The sequence below is a fragment of the Actinomadura decatromicini genome (genome assembly GCF_008121305.1).
Taxonomy (GTDB): domain Bacteria; phylum Actinomycetota; class Actinomycetes; order Streptosporangiales; family Streptosporangiaceae; genus Spirillospora; species Spirillospora syzygii.
The window spans coordinates 1,179,421-1,196,274 of record NZ_VSRQ01000001.1 but is presented as its reverse complement, the minus strand read 5'-3'; the positions used below and the strand labels follow the sequence as shown (position 1 = coordinate 1,196,274).

Genomic DNA, 16,854 nt, shown 5'->3' with positions numbered 1-16,854 from the left:
CTAGCAGGTCAATGCGGCTGCGAGTTGCAGGAAGGCGGCGAACAGGTGGCCGTGGCGTTCGTAGCGGATGGTCAGGCAGCGGGGGTTGAACAGCCACGCCAACGTGCGCTCGATCTTCCAACGGTGCCAGCGAGCAGCAAACCGAGGAATCAACGGAGCGGCCAGCCCCCACAACTCACCGGCACCAACCTGAGCGCAGATCCGATAACACCGTGAGAACAGATCATCCCAGCGGGTCACCGAAATCCGCGTGGGACACGCTCTAATACGACAACGACAGGTCGTAACGAGTGGCCGATCTGCTCGATGCGCAGGGTGTGGTGGTTTATGGGTGGTCATCAGGCTTTCAGGCGTTCACGGGGCGGTTTGCGACCTGGTTTCCTCGGGTGGAGTCTCGGCGGCGGATGGTGTCCTACCTGCGGGCTTGCTGGCGAAGTGGAGCGCAAGAACGGATGGACGCTCGCTGAGGAGGCTCGGAATGCGGGTCCAGAGGGCATGCAGCGGCCCGTGGTGGGTGAGTGATGGAGTCGCTACTGGGAGGCGGGGAGGTGCTGGGCGGCAAGTCGTCGGCGATGGGCCCTGCGCTTGATCGAAAGGCTGATGGCAAGAGCTGCTCCCAGGACAGCTCCGGTGAGCGGCGGGACCATCAGCCGTTCAATCGCCTTCACGAAATCGTCACTGATTATTCCATTGATGAATTCGCTAAGTCGCGGGTCATTCCCCGTCGCCAGAACGACGTTATTTTCAGAGTTGTTCTTGCAGGTCACGCGGTACGCGCTTGCCTCAGCGGGATGTACGACGTTTAGCTCAAACCACCTGTAGCCATCCGTCGTGGGCCCGTTCGTTCCGTTTGGGCGGGTGACAGGTGCCCGGCGTCCGGACGCGCTACGGGCAGTGCACGATATGGATGGGACGTATGCGGTCTCTGGCTGCTGTCCAGCGAAGATCGCTACACGTTCTCCGGCGGCCATCGGGATCACGACCGTCCTCTCGGGTTGGAAGCGCTGACCGAGGTGAACCTGCGCGGGTGCCCCCATCCACAAGTAGATGATGGCGGCCATGCTCATCAGGCAACCGACGAGGAAGATCGCCACTGCTGCCCAATACCAGTAGCTGTTTGGCCGCACATGGGCCTGGGGGATTTGTGGACGAGCAGGGGAGGCCATGCACGATTCGACGCTGGGACGGTGTCTGAGGTTGCAGCCTTACCGAGCATGGGCCGGTACGACCGCGACCTCGGCATCCTGAAGCTGTTTGTGCGCTGACCACATGCATTCGCCGGGTCTGATCAGGCGGCTTTGGGTTGCGGGCGGCCAGAACGTCGGGGTGACGGGTGTTGGTGTTGCGCCACCGTAGGCAGGTCTGGAGCTTGCGGACCAGGGCGGGGTGGTTCGGGTGGTCGGAGTTGCCCATCACGAACGTGTGCAGGGGTTCGAACTGGGCCTCGATCGGGTTGGCCCATGAGGCGCTGGTCGGGGTCAGGCACAACTCGACCTTGTGGCGTTGTGGCGTTTGGCCCAGGCACGGATCGCCGGGGTCTTGTTCGCCGACAGGTTGTCCATGATCACGTAGATCGGGGCGCCGTCCGGGCGGGCAGCCCGGACCGACTTCAGCGCGGCGAGGGAGTGGTCAGCGCCTTTACGGCGGCGGACCACGCCCCACAACTGGTCATCACCCAGGGAGTAACAGCCATGGAAGTAGCGGATCCCATGAGTGCGGTGATACGTGGCCGGCAACCGGTCGGGTTTGGTCCGTCGTGCCCTGCAGATGCCATGGCAGGGCCGGATCGACAGCGGCCCGAACTGGTCAAAGGCGAAGCAGCGGTCCGGGAAGTGGCTGGTCACGTACTCGATACGGTCGAGCTTGGCCTCCTTATCGGGGTCACGTGATTCCCTCCATGTGCGGGTCCTTTGGAAGGAGATACCGCGCCTACGCAGGATCTGCCGCAGCCGCTCCCTGCCGATCTTCACCGTCTGTACGGTGTTGTCGGCCAGGGAGGCGACGAGCTTGCGGATGCTCCAGTGAGTGAATAGACATCCCAGCGTGGCCGGGCGTGTGGTGGCCGTCGCGACGATGTGCTGCTCCTCGTCACTGGTGATCTGGCGGGGACGGCCTCCCGCCCACAAAGGGTCCAGCGCGGCCAGGCCCTTCTCGTTGAAGGCATGAATGACATCACGCGCGGTGTCGTCATGCGCTCGGACGAGCTGAGTGATCGCCGTCACGGTCGTTCCAGACGCCGACGCCATGATGATCAACGCCCAGCGGACCCGCACCGACTCATGCTTGCCCCGCCGGACGATCTGCTGCAGCTTCTGCCCCTCCTGATCGGTCAGCCGCCGCGCCCATACTGGCTATGCCCCCACGTCGTGATCGTCCTCGACGGCCAGGACGTCGTCCCGACCCCGCAGGCCGCCCGCTCCGCGGTGGCCCGGACGCTGGCCGTGCTCCAGAACCTCTCGGCCCGGCGGAATCCGCCACGGTTGTGGGTGATGTGGCGAGGCGATGATCCGCTTGCCGCCGCGGGTGTCTGCGGCCTCCTCCGGGCCGCGGCGTTCGAGCATCCTGACCTGCTGCCCAGCGCGCTGGAGGTGGCCGCCGCGACCCCGCTGGAATCGGTTCTGCCTGACCTGCTCGCCGACCCGCCCGCGATCACCGAGATCGCCTGGCGGCACGGCGTCCGTGCCGTCGCCCGCGTCAAGGCCGGCGGCGCGCCGGATACCGTGACCGGCTTGCCCCATCCCGTGCGGGAAGGCGCCGCTTACGTGGTCACCGGCGGACTGGGCGGGCTCGGCCTTCTCACCGTGCGCCGCCTCGCCGAACGAGGCGCCGGCCGCGTGGTCGCCTGCGGCCGCCGCAAACCAGCGGAGCCGGCGGCCGAGGTGGTCGAACGTGACCTCCTGCCCGACGAACCGGTGACCCGCCGCGGAGTACCGCAGGCAACGCACGTCCACGCCCTGGCCGTGCGCGGTCAAATGGACATGGACGCCCTTCTGCCCGGCTTCACCGCCGACCTCGCCGCCCGCGGATTCCTCGTCGGCGACTTCGCCACCGAGGTCGCCATCCACAATTCACACGGCTGGGCCAGGCGGTTTCCGTCCAACCTGCGCGCCTACGGCCTCAGCCGCACCCACCTGGAATGGCTGCTGAGAAGGCGTGTGCTCGCCCACCCGCGCGTCGAGCTGCGGCAGCGGCACAGCGTCCAGGGACTCCGGCTGCGCGACCAAACCGTGGAAACCGTGCTGGCGAAGGAAACCGGCAGCGACACCGTAACCGAGTTGCCCGCTGACCTGGTCGTCGACGCCACCGGCAGAAGCTCGCGCATCGACCACTGGTTGCACGAGGCGGATCTTCCCACACCACCGGTCACGATCGTGTCCTCCGGCCTGGGATACGCCAGCCGCCAGTACCGGCCGCCCGACAGGAACATGGGCGGCACCGCGCGCTCAATCGAGAAGATGTCCCCGTACTCCACCCCGTCGACCTCGTCAACGAAGATCGTCATGAACACCGGCACATCGGTGTCGAGCCGGATCTCCACGACCTCCGGGCTCGACGTCACCTGCGTCCACCACCACCGGCTGATCCACGAACCATCATCCAGCGTCCGTAACAACTCAGCCGCACGAAGCCGCGCCTGCGCCGACGCTGCAGCAGACCACTCGGCCACGACCCGTTCGCTGCCCGCTGTAGGTCGCAGCCTCCGCATCCGGCTACCCTTCGAGTCGCCTCGCCAGCTCCGCGGGCGGGGTAGTCGGTCGGGATCCTTGAGACCTCGGCTCTGTCCAGCACGCTGAGGCGTTGGCGCTGCTGGGTGTAGCGCAGTTCCTCGGCTTCCCGGCCGTTCTGCGATCTCGACAGCGCCGCCAAGACGGTGATGAGTTCGTTGAGCAGGTGCACCGCGCGGCCGAAATTGTCGGCGTCGGTCCCGTCCCAATCGGCCTTGCCGTCAGGTGGGCGTGGGGTTGTCGGGTCCTGGTCCATCATCCTCCGAATCTGCTAGTGAGCCGGAGGTGGGTCGGTCGGCCGTCTGGCCAAGGTGGTGTCGCATTTTGGATGCCGGATGCGTTCGTCGTCGGTCGCTGCCGCGATGGCTTTCTCGCGCGCCGTGCTCCTCTGCGTGCCCGCAGTGCGGCCGGCCAGGTGGAGCCGGATCGCCAGCCGCGTTTCCCGGTCACGGCATGGCCGGCTGTCCGCTGGACCGTCGACCCGCGGGTGAGCCTTCTCGGACTGCCTCCACGTGACGTCACGGTCCATCACACACAGTCTCGATCCGGGGGAGGGCGCTGGTCGTCGACGCGGTATCGCCGCATGACCTGGACGGCCCCGCCCGCCACGAGCGGCCCCTGAAGCCGCCCGTGGCGGCGCGGGGCTCGCTGTCGGGCGCGCGGTGGCGCGAGTGTCGGCTGCCGCCTGTCGGGGTCCTATCCACCGGTGATGGCGTTTCCGCCGACCTGGTTGGAGCACTGCGCCGCCTCGTCGCGGACTTTGAGGAGTTGCTGCTGGCTCATGCCGTTGGCGTTGTTGGGGGAGAAGTTGAAGTCGGGGTCGGAGGGGTCGGGCATGTCGTAGCCGAGGCCGCGCATGCAGGCCACGAACTTGGCCGCGATCTTCAACTGGTCGGGGTTGAGGGTGGTTGCCCTGGATGCTGCCGCCTCCTCCGGGTTTGGTCGACACGCTGGCGCCTTCGGGCACCTTGATGCCGTCGACGTGTCATCGGAGCCGCCGCAGGCGCTCAGGCCCAGCAGCAGGAGGGCGGCGGTGGCGGGAATGGCCGGGAGCTTGTTCATGATCCTCGTCTCGTTCGTCTCGTTGCGGGGGTGTTCGGTTCGGTCGTGCATTTGGCGGGGGCCGTCGCCGACGCCGTTTGGAGCGGTGGCGGTTTTTGTGCTCTCGGCGGGAAATGTAGAGGAGGCGGTGTCACCGCAGATGTCATCGACAAAATGGCGAATTCGCGGTGCCCGGGATCGGCGGCCGGGGTTCGAGCCCGCAGTAGGTCGCGCGCGCCGACAGGCTCGCGCAATCACGCCACGGCCCTCCTTTAAAAAGGGGGGCCGGATCGTGATTGCTTGCGGTGGTGATTGCCCGTGATTGTGGCTGTAATGGTGTGACCTGCAGAAACACCGAGTCCGTGATTGCCGTGGTTGCCGCGTGATTGGTGGCCGCGTGATTGCCCGTGATTGCGTGCGTGATTTGCCTGACCAGGCACTTCTTGTCGGACGCTGGTGCGGGCGGAGCTGGGGGCTGGCTGCCGCCGGCGCAAGGAGCAAGGGCCCGGTCGCGCGTCTGGCGGTTGCCAGGAAACGCGCGCCCCAAGTCCGCCGGGCCGCCGTGGCGAGGTGTCCTGGGGCGGTTTTGCGTCTGCCGGCCGGGCTGTCGGGAGCCGTGGGAGCCGCGGGCGGTGGGCGGTGGCTGACGACGGACGACACCGCGATCCCCCCGGGCTGGACACCGCCCCGGCCGGGAAGCGCTTCTAGCCGGGTGTCTGGGCTGGGGCCGCCTGAGCGGCCAGAAAGTAGGAGGTGGGGGAGCGTTCGGATCCGCCGCCGCGGTGCCCGTCGCGCCGGATCAGGAGCCCGCGGGCGGTGTATCGGTCGAGTTTGCGGCGGGCCTTTTCGACCTCGCTCGGCGACGGCTTGGCGGTGGAGTACAGCGACCGCGCGAGGGCTTGGGGGGGTGAGTCCGAGGGCGCCGTGGCGGCCGACCAGGGCCAGTACGTCGGTGGCGTGGTGGATGGTGCTGCGGCCGGTGCTGTGGTCGTGGACGATCTGCCACGGCCCCAGCGGTTCCACCGGCTGTTTGAGGTGGGTGAACTCCACGATCGGGTCGCCGGCCTGGCCCCACAGCCCGATCACCGACCCGGCGCCGGCGGTGAGCCAGGCCGAGCCGTAGACGTCGTCGAGCCGGGTGGGCTTGGTGTTGTCGCCGTTGGCTTTTCGCTGGTGGTGCAGCTCCACTACCTGGACGCCGTCGACCAGGGCTTGCTGGCGGGCGCGGTTGTAGCCCGACCCGGCTTCGTCGTCGGACAGTTTCAGCACGGCGTCTTTGAGGGAGTCGACGATGACTGTGTCGGCGCCGGCGTGCTCGCACATCCCGGCGAGCAAGCCCGGGGAGCGGGCCAGGTCGGCCGGCGGTGGTCCCTTCCACACCACCAGACCTCCGCCCAGGGCCTGGCGGTGCTGGTGGTGCAGGAGGCGGGCCATGGCGCGGGCGATCTGCGGGGCCGGTCCAACGCCAGATACAGCACCCGCCGCGCCCCGGCCTGCACCGGCAGCCCGAGCACGGTCTTGACCAGCCCGAGCCGCGCGGCGACCAACTGGACGACCAGGGTGGTCTTGCCGACGCCGGGCGGTCCGACCAGCATCAGCGATTCGCCTTCGGCCCACCCGACGGCCTCGCCCCGCCCCCACACCGCCGGGGGCGTCGCCGGGGTGTCCAGCACGAATTCATCACCGGCGGTGAGGGCGGCGGCCGCCCAGGCGGGGGCGTCGGCGCGGGCCAGGCGCTGCTCGACGCCCAACTCGCGGGTGACCTCCTCCAACACCTCACCCAACTCGCCGCCGGGACCGCGCAACCGCTGGTTCTCGCGCGACAAGTGGGCCAGGGCGCGGCGCCGCCGAGTTCGGCGACGGTGCGGGCATAGTAGCGTCGTGGTCGCCGAGGACAGCAGCATCACGCAGTGACTCGGCTCGGCCACCTCGAGCGCAACGGCACGGGCGATCGAGGATCGCTACCAGAGGGCGGGTTGCTTCCTGGCCGTCCTCGGCCTTCTCCGCACGCCAGTAGCGTCTGAGAAACTCCACTGTTGACTTGGGCCTCTGTTGGTGGGGGACTCCGCTGTATGTGAGACGCGTTGTGGTCTCCCAGGTGGGAGGAGGCGGGGCACCTTCCGTGTTACCGGCCTAGGAACGCTTTGATCATCATGAGAACCGGGAACGAGATGAACGCGCAGCCCGGGATCGGCTGTTTAAGGACGAAGAAGACGATGCTCGCGATGAAGGAGAGCAGCGTTAAGGTGAAGGCTATCGCCTGGCCTTGTCTGGCTCGCTCGATTTCGGCATCTGCAAGCTTGTCCTGACGTTTGCTCGTGCCGGTAGTCATGGTCTCTGCCATGCAGAGGATGCGATCCGCTGCTCCAGTCAAGACCATTTCGTACTGCTGTAGAGCCGCTGGCGGCGGGAGTGGTCCGGACCAATCATTCTGCAGGCTGACCTGAATCTGGTCCAGAAGTTGCTCTTGTTCTACCGCCCCGAGTGACGAATCGTCTCCGACAAGAAGCCCATCGCTTCGGCTAATGTTCTGCCGACGCTTTTCCAAGCTTCCCTCACTGGCTCCTTCTGCTCCAGGCTGGTCCTCACCCTGCGAAGGCGGGGCGACGGATCCAGACTGAGACTGGCGAAACCTATGCTCAGGGGCGACTGATCGCTGCTCGTCCTGGGGGGCTGTGGTGTCGTCGCCATGGACCAAAAGTACCTCCGCTTCGAATGCTCGCGAAGGCAGATTGGAGTAAACGGGCCGTGACTGTCAGGAAAAATCGACCATTGCTATGCAATGTGGCCGGGTCTGGTCGCAGGTCAACCACGTGAACTCTGCAAGCGTCGCTACCTGCTGTCTGCGGATGGGAGAGAGATATTTGTCTTTTCGGCGAACCTATAAAGCGGGTTCAGTGCCGCCAAAATCTTCCCCTGGGTGGTTGCTTCGGGGGCTCATGTAGAGCCGCGTCCGCGGCCTTGATCAGCTTGTTCCTCGCTGGGAGCGTTTCCCGACTTGACAGCCGGTCAGTGATGACCGCTCTTCAGATGCCTCGCCGGAGGTGACGTGAGGCGGTAACTCCTTGGTTAGGCGGGGTTCCAGCCGTGGGTGGTGTAGGGGAGGCCGTTGAGGTAGGCGCGGATGCCGGTGGCTGGGTAGGGGATGGTGTTGGTTGGCAGGATGCGTGGGTCGGTCCATTAGAGTTTGCCGCATTTGTGTGGTTCGGCGTTGTGGGGTTCGCCGGTCCATTGGGTGGTGGCGAAGAACAGGCCGATGCGGGCGAGGTGGGGGGTTTGGCGGTGGTGGACGACGGTGGCCAGGACCAGGTCGGCGGGGTCGATGATGACGCCGGTTTCTTCGTGGGCTTCGCGGGCGGCGCCGTGGTCGGCGGGTTCGCCTGCGTCGAGGTGGCCGGATGGGAGGTGGAGCATGCCGTCGCCGTATCCGGTGCCTTGGCGTTCCAGGAGCAGGATGTCGTCGCCGCGTTCGAGGATGACGTGGACGTCCACGATGGGTCGGTAGCGGTCGGTCATGCTGCCCCTCCGGCGCGTTGAGTCGCTGCGGTTCAGGATGGGGCTGAGGTTAGCGCTAGGGCGACGGCGACCACGCGGGATGCCAGTGATTGGGGGGTGCTGGTGGTGGAGTCGAGTTCCAGGACGCGGATTCCCCGGGCGGCGTAGAGGGCGGAGACGGCGTGGTAGTTGAGGGTCTCTTTGGCGGTGATGTCGGGGTCGTCCTCGAAGCGGCCGTGGGAGCCGCGCACGGTCAGTCGGCGGCGGAGTTCGGTGTCGTGGCAGGTGAGGAAGACGGCCAGGTCGGGCGGGTCGGCGTGCTGGTTCAGGTGGGTGATGAAGGACTGCTCGACGCCGTCGAGTGCCTGGAACACCAGGGATGAGGCGGTGTAGCGGTCGCACACGATGGTGGTTCCGGCCGCGAGCGCGGGGCGGATGAGGGTGTCGAGGTGGTGGTAGCGGTCGGCGGCGACCAGGCAGGCCAGTGTGTAGCCGTGGAACTGGTGGGTGCCGCGCCGGGCGAGCGCGCCGATCGGACCGGGTGAGGGCTGGGTAGTGTGCTCGGCGGGGATCCCGGCGCGGGCGAGTTGGGTGGTGATCGCGTGGGCGAGGGTGCTCTTGCCGGCGCCGCCGGGCCCGTCGAGGGTGATGAGCAGCCCCCTGGTGGTGTTGGGGTTCATTTCGCCGCCTGGTTGCGGGCGTGCTGCTGGTGGGTGAGTTCGACCAGCGCGGCGCGGATCTCGGTCACGGTGGGTTCGCCGAACTGGAGGTTCACCGAGAAGTTGAACTCATCCCGGCTGCGCATCGCCTCGTCGTCTCCGGCGTCGGTGAGGTCGACCGCGGCGTAGTCCATGAGCTGCTCGGCGGTGTAGCGGCCGGTGGCGATGAGCCGGTCCCATTCGGGGGTGCCGGGGTAGGGGCGGAACTCGAATGCGCTGGTGCGGAACCGGCCGGATAGCGGGTCGGTGAGGTCCCACAGGTCTTGGACCAGGTCGATGGTCTGGGCGAGGTCGGCGCGGGTGTCTCGGTGGGCAGCCCGAGGATGAAGTAGCCCTTGACGCCGATGCCGCGTTCGGTCAAACGGCGCACCACCGAGCGGACCATGGCGGGGGTGATGCGTTTGTCGATGTGGGCCAGCATCCGCTCTGAGCCCGATTCGATGCCGAGGGCGACCTCGCGCAGGCCGTTGGCGGCGAGTTGGTCGAGGGCGGCGTCGGGGAAGACGGTTCAGGACGTTGATGCGGCCGGTCGCGTCCCACACCGCCCAGGAACCGATGCCAGCGGTGGTGAACGCGCGCATCATCTGCTTGATGATGCGCTGCGCGCCTAAGAACAGGTCGTCGACGAACCGGAACGCGGTCACTCCGTGCTGCTCCCGGAGCTGGGCCATCTCGGCGATGATGCCGTCGGCCGTGCGGGTGCGGATGGTGATGTCGGGGTTGGCGGAGACGGCGGCGCCGCAGAAGGAGCAGTCGTAGGGGCAGCCGCGGGCGCCGACCATGTTCGCCTCGATCCGGCCCGCTGACGGGTGGGGGTCTTGGGGCAGGAACGTCCGGTCCACGAAGGGGAGGGCGTCGATGTCGGGCGCGAGGTGGTGGCTGGTGCCGGGGCGGCCGCCGGTGACCGGGCGGTGCAGGACCGGGTCCATCCACATCACGCCCGGGAGTTCGGCGCGGGCCCGGTGGTCGTCCAGCAGGACGGCGACGCGGGTCTCGGCCTCGCCCAGCACGAGCGCCTCGCAGCGGCGCATCCGCGGATCGGTGAGGATCTGCGCCGGCATGGCCTTTGCCTGGTGCCCGCCGGCCATCACCTTGATGTCGTGGTCCAGACGGTCGGCGATGTGCGCGGACGCCTGGTAGGTGGGGGCGAGCAAGTTGAACCCGACCCAGCGGGGCGCGATGTCGTTGAGGGCGGTGACGATGTTGGTGACCGGGACGCCGTGTGCCCTCGGCGTCCAGGACCGCGACGTTGAAGCCGCGGGTGGCGGCGACGGTGGCGATGTAGGCCATCCCGAGGGTGGGCAGGGTGTAGTCGTTGACGCGGAGACGGGCGGCGTAGTCGCGCAGCGACGCGTTGACGAACACCGCGTCCACGGCGCGGGCGGGGTCGTGTCCTTGGAGCAGGTCAAAGGGCGGAGTGTTCTGCATGGCGGGGCTCCCCAGGCGAGGACGAATAAGGTTGCCGCGCCGAGCTGCGGGCCGGGCATCGCCCGCCATAGTTCGGCGAATTCGGCCGGGCGGCGTCGGGCGGCCTTCGGTGGCGGGTGCCCGCCCAGGTGAGGGCGGCCGCGATCGCGGTGCCGCCGGTTGCGGCCGCGGTGTAGGGTCCCCACGGCGCAAGCGTGCTCATAAGCTCGTGCATGATCGGCCCTCGGGTCGCTCGCTCGTCTGGTGATCGGACGGGGCCGGGTCCCGGGCGCGCTGTGGAAGGTGGAGCCCGGGGCCGGGTGAGGTTTGGTGCCGGTGCGTGTCGTTCCCAGAGGAGGAGACACGGGTTCTTGTCCCCACAAAAATAACAGTCAGAGCCTTGCGGGCAACCCTCTGGCGTGAATATTTCTGTTGGGACAGAAATCGATCGGGTCTGTGAGGGGCGTCTAAGATGCCGTGGGTACCGGAAGTCGCACGTCAGGGAGGCTCGGTGGCGCGGCCGCGCACTGGCCAGATGCCGATCGTAGAGATCCGCGTCGCCAAGCAGGACTGGGCCGACTTCCGAGCCGTCAACCTCCGCCGCGCCCCCGCCGTCATCCGTGAGTTCATCCGCTGGTACCTCCGCCGCCCAGGCGCCAAACTCCCGCAACGGCCGAGCCCCGAAGAAATTGAGAAGGCGCTCGCGACGGCCAATGACGCCGAAGGCCCTGCAGACGGTGGGCCGCAGAGCGAATAGAGACCACGTCCAGGCGATCATCCAGCGGCGTGCATTTCCCTCCCCGAAGGCATCTCTCCTAGGGCCTGTCGAGACTCGATCGTGCCTTGAACTGGAAAAACATCCGTTGTTGGTGCGCCATGCGGTCGATCGGAGCAGAGCATGAACTCGTCTATGTGGTTCGGATCCTGCGGGGCTTATCGCCGGGACTGGACAAGCGCGGGCGCCAGAGGGTGTCAAGCCGCCGTCAGGTGGCTTGACACCCTCCCGGCGGCCCGTGCTTGAGTCCCCTCGTCGATAAGCCCCGCAGGAAGAACCTCGGACGCCAGGGGTGTGTCAGGCACGCCTGAGGTCGATGGTGCGGCGATAGGGTCGGCGAGGTCGTCGGCCGAGGGCGGTGCGGGCGGCCTGGACGTCGGAGTCTGGCCCTTCAGGCAGGCGGGGTGGCCGTCCGAGGGCGGGCCCGTCGTCGTGGCTGTGGGGGCGCGGCGGCGGACAAAGGCTTCCAGGACCTCGACGACGTCGTCGTGGTGGGCGTGGAAGTCGGCGGCGACGTGGGCCAGGGCGTGGATGCCGCGCCGGGCCGGGCGTCGATGTCCTCGGAGCTGAGCTGTTCCAGGGCCTTGGTGAACCGGGCGGTGACGTGCCTGAACATGCTCCTTTCCGCTAGTCGTTGCCATTGGTGGCGTATCCAGGTCGGGATGCTCGTGGCACCGCCGTACGCCCGGCGCGAACACCGGGACGAGCGGCTTCGTCGTCCCGGTACTGGTCCCGGCGGCACGGGAGCAACGCCTTGAAGGCGCAGAAGAGCCGCTCTCCAGCAAGTTACGAACCGAACACGCATGGTGATGATGGGTGCTGGCACCGTCTGAAGGGAGACCTGCATGGCTCACCTGAGCATCACGGCTATCGCAGTCTCGCTTGGCGCAATGACTCTGATCGCGCCCATCGCCACTGCCCAGCCTGCCGCCGCATCCCAGATGCCCCGGCGCGGCAACGCGCCGCAGTGCATTTACACCTACGCATGGGACTCGGGCGCCTACAGCCACCAAAGGGCTCGCAGCACCTGCCCCGGGCCCACGCGGATCAAACTGGTCTGGAAAGTCTCCGCCACCCACTGCCAAACGCTATTGACGGGGCAGACCATGGAGAGCGCGGTACTGCGCCCGGCCTGGGCGCAGGGCGCCGACATCTGCTGATCGATCCCGCTGCGGATGCCCGGACAGCAGGGGCGTCGCACAACTCCTGGCGAACGCCTTCGCCCCGGCGGGGCCAGTGGCGCGAAGGGAAGGAGTCCCGCCGGGAATGACGGAGGGGCGGCTCCCGTGGTTGCGGGAGCCCTGCGTCTCCTCGGGTAAAGGGAGATTTCACCGATGGCTTTCATCGGTGGTACTCAAGGCCGTGAGGCTCCGTGTTGGATGACTCATCCGGTGACTTCGCGTGATCCCCGTCTGAGGGGAAACGAATCCGAGCGTTCTCTTGGAGTCCCTGCCGGGCTCATCGACGGGGACTGAACGGCACCCGTGCTGAGTCCCCTCGGCGATGAAGTCCGCAGGAGATCCGTCGACATCGTCCTCGTCACCACCCACACAGGCCGCACGAATGCGCTGGCGGCCGGCCCATCCGGAACGACAGGACGAGAAGAGCGGTCAGCAGGACCTTGATCGGGCGATCCGCCAGGTCTCCTCGCAGACGTGGTCAGGTATCTGGCCCGTGCGACCAACACGGCAGTCGTCAGCTCCCTACCTCGCCTTTCGGATCTGGGCAGGCCCTTGGCTCCATGTCGTGCAGACGTGGAAGTTATCCACCGCTCCGCAATTCGTCGACAAGATCCGCGACGCGGTCGGGCTGTACCTCAACCCGCCAGGGAACACACTGTGCTGGCAGTGGACGATAACAGTCAGATGAAGGCGTTCGATCGTGCCGCTCCGATCCTGCGGGTCATGTTCGGCAACGGGCGCGGATGATCCACGACCATGTGCGGCATGACGCGCCCCGTCCGTTCGCCGCGATCGGCAGTGAGTAGGTGATCGCTAAGCCTTACCGGCCCCATAAGCATCAGGAGCTACTGCGGTTCCCGAAGTTGACCGACAAGGATGTACCCAAGGATCTGGACTTGCATCGGATGCTGGGCAACTAGGCCGCCCCACAAAACCGAGAGGGGTAAGCAAGAGTTGATCGCTCACCCGCGCTTTCACTCACTTCACACCACCAGCGTGTCATGGCTCAACCTAGTCGAGCGCTGGTTCGTCGAACTCGCCAACCGCAGACTCCGACGTTTCACGTACCGCAATGTCCGTCTAATTGGAGAAAGTGTCTTCGCGTGGATTGACGTGTGGAGAAAAGGGCGCAAGTTGCTGATGTGGTTAAGGGTGCCGAGGGCGGTTTTCAGCCTTCATGATTTTCTAGAAGACGAACCGCGCAGAGCCGAAGTATGTTGTTTCATCTGACATGTCAGGAGGTATCAAGAGTCGAAGTACGGTGAATCCCCTTATGGGTGCGTCTATGTGTTGAACTTGGTCCGGTAGCAGATGTAGCGACGTTAGGATGGTCTTGTCGCCGTAGACTTCAACGTCAGTAGGTGTCGTGGTGCCGTCCGTGCCAACGGCACTGACGAACCGCTTTGCGCGGGGGTCGATACTGTAATCGGTTCCAGCGGGACCCAGGATGGCCGCAGGGCGAATCCAAATTGAGTTTTCGTAAGTGGTGCCGCCAATAGTTGCCCGTCCGACGCCGCTGACTGATATGGAGGCGAGATTGGATAGGTAGAGGACCTTTTCAGTCGTCTGGGGCGCTGGCGATCCCGCTGGGTTAGTCGCCTTGCTTGGTTCGTCGTCCGGAAGTATTGCGTAAATCGCGACGACGGTGCCGATGATGCCTGCTATGGCACCGACCGATTGCCAGGCTGGACTGGCCCAGAATGACGACCGAGAATCCTGGCCTCTGGATTCTTCATTGGTTTCGTTTGTCGAGGCACTCAACGCTCCTCCTGAGAATCAGTTAGCGATGCCCGAACTGATCTGGTCCGGGAACGCGGCCGGAGTCCAGAGCGTGATACGAAATAGAGGATTCTGGTTGGTTGAATTTGCCCTCTCTATATAGGCGATGTTCCCCTTGGAAGTTTTCTGGCACCAGGAAGTCGCCCACTCAATAGCGAATGAATTGAAGATCGTTGTACTGGCGTTGATGACGCTAGGGCAATCCTTCATCGTCTTCGGGAATCCAGCTATGTCGCCTCTGTAATGGGCCGTCCATTTCAAGAAGACCGGCCCGTACCCTCTCTGGACACATAATGTGCCATCTGATTCTCTGTCCAAAGACGTGACCGAGGCGGGTGCATCGAAATCTATGTGGTTACGACCTTTGAGAAGCTGCTTTTCGCCGTCGTCTATGCAATCTTCGATCGGATCGGGATATGTCCAGAGTCTCTCGTTGAGAATTTGAGAGGACTTCGTTGACTTTTTGTCGCTGCCGGGGAGTGAAGCCAGGAAGGCCGCTACCGAGATCAGCGCGACAAGGACTGACACGGACGCAACCCCGTAGCGATACCGGGTGACCCACTCACCAAGTCGCCGACCGGCTCTCCGGTACCGCGGGTCCCTGTTCGATTCTCGGCGCTGCTCGCCTTCCGGACGCCGCCGGAGAGCTATGACGGCCAAGACGAAGCTCGCGACCGTAAAGACCGCGCTGACGATCGACCCGATTTGATCACTAACACCGAGGAGATCCAACCCGGCTGCTCCGTCCTGCAGTTCCTACCTCGTTCTGACAGCATGGTCCTCGCCCAGGTTCCTCGGCGGCAGCAGACCGGATCTGGTCCCGAAGCTGGCCGCTAGGCGAGTTGACCGCAACTCGGCTAGATCCTGTCGGCAGTATCGAAGCGCCAGGGGATCAGCCTCATGGGCGGCTTCCTGAACAATGGCGACAAGATCGCGTGGGACTTGGCGCTGTTGCCGGCGTGGCGTCGCGGATCCTGACGACCACTGCGGATGCAGCGGCCAGTACGCCCACGAACCTCATACACGGAAGTCGACATCGCCGCCCTCAGAGTGGGCGAGGGAGAAGGCGACCGTGCCGACCTCGAACTGGGCCCCGGGGAAGGCGACCGTGCCGCGCTCGGACCGGGCGTTCCGGAATGAGACGTGCTTGGCGTTGAAGACGGCCCTTGGCTGAAGTCACCGCCGTCGAAGACGACATCGGTGAAGTCGAGGCCGTGGCCCTGCCAGGAGACTGTGACGTCGTCGCGCAGGTGGTTGCCGATGATGCGGATGACGGTGTGGCGGACCTCCCGGAGCGCCCAGTAGACGGCGCGGGCGTGGGCATGCTCGGCGAGGGTCCTAGCCCCTTGGTGAGATTGTCGCCGGGGTCGGGGCCGTAGGGCAGGCGTAGGTAGGCGCACAGGAGGTCGCTACAGGTCTGGCGTAGCTGGCGAGTGGGGGCGTCGTCGGCCAAGCCCGCCAGGGCGTGCACTCCGCCCAACTGGACGGCAGGGGAGGCGTCGCCGAGCTGGGCCACCGCCGCGGTGAACCGGTCGCTGTGCAGCTTGGTGTCCTCCCGCAGCGCGGAATACTTCTCGGTGCGCTGCTTGCGGTAGGCCACCACCAACGCCACCAGGCCGCCCAGCCCGGTGACCCCCGCAAACGACAGCTTCACCAGATCGAACAGCACCGTGGCATCGATCCGGCGCTCGCGTTTGATCCCGTGCACGTCAAGCAGGTTCAGCCCCAGCCACAGCGTCACAGCCACGCCAGAAGGTAGGCAGTCTGCATGTCCCGCCGGTCCCGAGTCGGACCAGCGACGGGCACGCCACGGCGTCCTCCCAGCGCACAGTGCGGAGAGTATCCGCAGGTCCTGACTGCCTAGGCGTCCGGGGACGGGTCCTGTTCGGCGGCCAACTCGCGCAGCTTGGCGGCCAACTGCCGGGCCTCGTCCGGCTGCGTAGACCTGACGGCCTGCAGATCCTCCCGGCGGAGGGTGCGCCGCAGGATCGACCGGAAGCGCTGCACGGAGGTGTCGGCCGGATCGGGCTGTCCGGCGCGCGAGCGGCACGCGGGCGTCTTGGGCGAGGAAATCTTTGATGCACTTGGAGGGGATCCGGACGGGGCTTGCCTCGCAACTGCAGTGTCCTCAACTCTTGCCGAGTCGGAACCACGCCGAACTTTCCGTCATGGCCCCGGCGGGGACGCGGCCCCGTCCAGCAGTGTCGTTCCCACCCAAGTCGACCACGGCGGCGGGGGCACGCTTGCCAGGCGAGCGACCGGTTCGCGTGGGCGGTCCACCTCCTGCCGACGGGACGCGGGGGGTCAGCGTCTGACCTGGTTGCGGATGGCCAGGATGGTCAGTCCCAGCAGGATCGGGCCGAGGATCCGGGCGGCGATGTTGAGGTAGCGGCCAGCGGTGGTCAGGTCGGCGTCGGGGTTGCGGAAGATCACCGCGTTGAGGGTGACCTCGGTGGCCTTTTCCACCCGATCCGGCCGTGGAGTGATGGGGTCGGCCTGGCGGATGGTCAAGGTGATCGACTGCCTTCGAATTTTTCTGAACTAGCGGGGGAAAGTCGTAGTACTTGGGAGAGTTAAGTGGATTTGGCTGAGCGGAGCGGTGGAGTCGGCGCCTGCTTAGCTTGACGTTTAGCCTCTGACCTTCACATTGAGGCAAGGGCACCGAATCGGGCTGTTCCCGTGTGTGATACTTCAGTTGAGCGGCGCGTCCGGTGGAGCAGCCAGTGGGCCGA

Annotated in this window: 16 protein-coding genes and 2 pseudogenes; 5 read left to right on the top strand and 13 right to left on the bottom strand. The window is 66.2% G+C overall.

Translation table 11 applies throughout. The annotated features are described in order from the left end of the window. Window positions 1–240 carry a hypothetical protein gene (locus FXF68_RS42955; protein WP_222869798.1) on the bottom strand — a complete coding sequence of 80 codons (240 nt, stop codon included), beginning with the start codon at window positions 238–240 and terminating at the stop codon, window positions 1–3. Window positions 241–317: 77 nt separating this feature from the next. Here FXF68_RS42955 and FXF68_RS04855 point away from each other — a divergent pair. Continuing rightward, window positions 318–504: pseudogene (locus FXF68_RS04855) on the top strand (IS701 family transposase); the annotation flags it as partial. Window positions 505–548: 44 nt separating this feature from the next. Continuing rightward, complete coding sequence (locus FXF68_RS04850) at window positions 549–806, top strand: hypothetical protein (protein ID WP_187437722.1); 258 nt, start codon at window positions 549–551, stop codon at window positions 804–806. Window positions 807–1,305: 499 nt separating this feature from the next. Here FXF68_RS04850 and FXF68_RS04845 read toward each other — a convergent pair. Further along, a pseudogene (locus tag FXF68_RS04845) lies at window positions 1,306–2,333 on the bottom strand (IS630 family transposase); the annotation flags it as partial. A gap of 33 nt (window positions 2,334–2,366) precedes the next feature. Between FXF68_RS04845 and FXF68_RS04840 the strand changes: the two are divergent. Next, window positions 2,367–3,794 (top strand): KR domain-containing protein, encoded by a 1,428-nt coding sequence (locus FXF68_RS04840; RefSeq protein ID WP_187437721.1) that lies wholly within the window; start codon window positions 2,367–2,369, stop codon window positions 3,792–3,794. A 627-nt stretch (window positions 3,795–4,421) separates the two neighbouring features. Here the strand turns inward: FXF68_RS04840 and FXF68_RS04835 are convergent. The 6 genes from FXF68_RS04835 to FXF68_RS44710 form a co-directional block, all read right to left on the bottom strand. Further along, window positions 4,422–4,787 carry a hypothetical protein gene (locus tag FXF68_RS04835; RefSeq protein WP_148757649.1) on the bottom strand — a complete coding sequence of 122 codons (366 nt, stop codon included), beginning with the start codon at window positions 4,785–4,787 and terminating at the stop codon, window positions 4,422–4,424. 1,241 nt (window positions 4,788–6,028) lie between these two features. Next, window positions 6,029–6,592, bottom strand: a complete 564-nt coding sequence (locus FXF68_RS04830; RefSeq protein WP_187437720.1) for an AAA family ATPase — start codon at window positions 6,590–6,592, stop codon at window positions 6,029–6,031. A gap of 299 nt (window positions 6,593–6,891) precedes the next feature. Then, entirely contained in the window at window positions 6,892–7,314 is a 423-nt protein-coding gene (locus FXF68_RS44385) for a DUF2335 domain-containing protein (protein ID WP_148757647.1), read from the bottom strand. A 632-nt stretch (window positions 7,315–7,946) separates the two neighbouring features. Beyond that, window positions 7,947–8,282, bottom strand: a complete 336-nt coding sequence (locus FXF68_RS04820) for an NUDIX domain-containing protein (RefSeq protein WP_246178310.1) — start codon at window positions 8,280–8,282, stop codon at window positions 7,947–7,949. A gap of 32 nt (window positions 8,283–8,314) precedes the next feature. Continuing rightward, window positions 8,315–8,941 carry a dTMP kinase gene (gene tmk, locus FXF68_RS04815; protein WP_148757646.1) on the bottom strand — a complete coding sequence of 209 codons (627 nt, stop codon included), beginning with the start codon at window positions 8,939–8,941 and terminating at the stop codon, window positions 8,315–8,317. Between the two features lie 91 nt (window positions 8,942–9,032). Continuing rightward, on the bottom strand, window positions 9,033–9,422 hold the full coding sequence (locus FXF68_RS44710) for a hypothetical protein (RefSeq protein ID WP_425458586.1): 390 nt from the start codon (window positions 9,420–9,422) through the stop codon (window positions 9,033–9,035). A 1,500-nt stretch (window positions 9,423–10,922) separates the two neighbouring features. Here FXF68_RS44710 and FXF68_RS04805 point away from each other — a divergent pair. Beyond that, window positions 10,923–11,144 (top strand): hypothetical protein, encoded by a 222-nt coding sequence (locus tag FXF68_RS04805; RefSeq protein WP_148757645.1) that lies wholly within the window; start codon window positions 10,923–10,925, stop codon window positions 11,142–11,144. Between the two features lie 863 nt (window positions 11,145–12,007). Then, entirely contained in the window at window positions 12,008–12,322 is a 315-nt protein-coding gene (locus FXF68_RS04800; RefSeq protein ID WP_148757644.1) for a hypothetical protein, read from the top strand. Between the two features lie 1,206 nt (window positions 12,323–13,528). Here the strand turns inward: FXF68_RS04800 and FXF68_RS44705 are convergent. From FXF68_RS44705 to FXF68_RS04780, 5 genes are all read right to left on the bottom strand, one after another. Next, on the bottom strand, window positions 13,529–14,104 hold the full coding sequence (locus tag FXF68_RS44705; protein ID WP_148757643.1) for an NPCBM/NEW2 domain-containing protein: 576 nt from the start codon (window positions 14,102–14,104) through the stop codon (window positions 13,529–13,531). Window positions 14,105–14,119: 15 nt separating this feature from the next. Further along, window positions 14,120–14,650 carry a hypothetical protein gene (locus FXF68_RS04790; protein ID WP_148757642.1) on the bottom strand — a complete coding sequence of 177 codons (531 nt, stop codon included), beginning with the start codon at window positions 14,648–14,650 and terminating at the stop codon, window positions 14,120–14,122. Window positions 14,651–15,167: 517 nt separating this feature from the next. Continuing rightward, complete coding sequence (locus FXF68_RS04785; protein ID WP_148757641.1) at window positions 15,168–15,863, bottom strand: hypothetical protein; 696 nt, start codon at window positions 15,861–15,863, stop codon at window positions 15,168–15,170. A 119-nt stretch (window positions 15,864–15,982) separates the two neighbouring features. Further along, complete coding sequence (locus FXF68_RS42105; protein WP_187437719.1) at window positions 15,983–16,129, bottom strand: hypothetical protein; 147 nt, start codon at window positions 16,127–16,129, stop codon at window positions 15,983–15,985. 297 nt (window positions 16,130–16,426) lie between these two features. Continuing rightward, a complete protein-coding gene (locus tag FXF68_RS04780; protein WP_148757640.1) occupies window positions 16,427–16,633 on the bottom strand; it encodes a hypothetical protein in 207 nt (68 codons plus the stop codon). Window positions 16,634–16,854 lie beyond the last annotated feature (221 nt).